Origin of the sequence: Pseudobacillus badius (assembly GCF_002189605.1) — a bacterium.
GTDB lineage: Bacteria > Bacillota > Bacilli > Bacillales > Domibacillaceae > Pseudobacillus > Pseudobacillus badius.
In genome coordinates this window covers 1-1075 of record NZ_MWMM01000060.1, presented here as the reverse complement: position 1 = coordinate 1075, position 1075 = coordinate 1, and the positions used below count along the sequence as shown (strand labels likewise).

The following is a 1075-nucleotide window of genomic DNA, read 5'->3' as shown; positions in this document are numbered from 1 at the left end:
ATTACCATTATACACTTCCGGTTTTGGCTGGCTTGTCCCAGCGTTAATTGGGGTGTTAATCGGCCTTATTGTACAGATAGTAAATAAACAGCAATCAATGAAAAAATCTCGACAAAGCAACGCCTCTTAAATAGTGGTTACCATAATTTTGAAACGCTAATAAGTTATTCATTTTTTGTTCGGTTGGCATTATTTCTGCAAAACAAGCAAAGTTTGTGCCGATCCCAGCAACTTCAATATCATGATATCAGCACTTCACGGAGCAGGAGGGGGGTATCTTTTAACAAAATGCCTTCCCCTCATTCTTCCATTTCAACCATGATAACAACCTTGTGCTTTTTCTTTTGTCTAATAGCTTCTTCCGATAAAGCCCGAATCACATCAAGCTCCGTATTTACGCTGATATCCTCATATGTCACTACGTTTTCAATTTCACTCATTGCAGGAGAGTGTAATAACAGCAAGGATGCTTTGTTTGTACGACTTCCTGGAGCTAGAAAAAATCTTAAAAAAGTATAGGTAACCTATGACTTACTATAAAAAGGAGGAAATAAATGGAGGGTCAATTAACTTGGGCTATCTTGATTACAATTTTTGGATTGGTCTTTTGGGGTTTTGGGTTATTCTATCTTACTAAAAAGCGATTTTTAAAAGAGTTTGATGTACTAAAGGATATTACACCTCTTCCTGGTATTTATAATTATTGGATTGTAAAATCTATGATTCTATGTGGTGGATTGTTAATTTTACCATTGGGATTGTATGGGATAATTCAAAACCTATAATTAACCTCTAAAATTACAATGTCAATCTCTCACTATGTTACAAGTATTGGGGCTAATATTTATTTTCCTTGCGACACTGCCAGTAATAGGTGCAATAAACGGTCATAAAGGAGTTGTTTTTGGTAAAAGCTAATTTAAAGTATATTGCTGCAACATTTTGGATATTTCTTTTTCTCTATTTAGTGGGATGTTTTTACTGACTTTCCGCATGTCTAATTTTTACAATTAGGAATTTAAGAAGGAGTCCATTTTCTTTTCTCGAATACAAATGATAAATCATGATACGTTTT

2 protein-coding genes are annotated in these 1075 nt (G+C 34.2%); one reads left to right on the top strand and one right to left on the bottom strand.

Annotated elements, in window-relative coordinates; all coding sequences use genetic code 11:
• Nucleotides 1–299: 299 nt before the first annotated feature.
• Nucleotides 300–440 carry a hypothetical protein gene (locus B1A98_RS20670; RefSeq protein ID WP_158286053.1) on the bottom strand — a complete coding sequence of 47 codons (141 nt, stop codon included), beginning with the start codon at nt 438–440 and terminating at the stop codon, nt 300–302.
• Between the two features lie 114 nt (nt 441–554).
• Between B1A98_RS20670 and B1A98_RS20025 the strand changes: the two genes are divergently transcribed.
• Nucleotides 555–785: a hypothetical protein gene (locus B1A98_RS20025; RefSeq protein WP_087903807.1), complete on the top strand. Its 231-nt coding sequence runs from the start codon at nt 555–557 to the stop codon at nt 783–785.
• The last annotated feature ends 290 nt before the right edge of the window (nt 786–1075 follow it).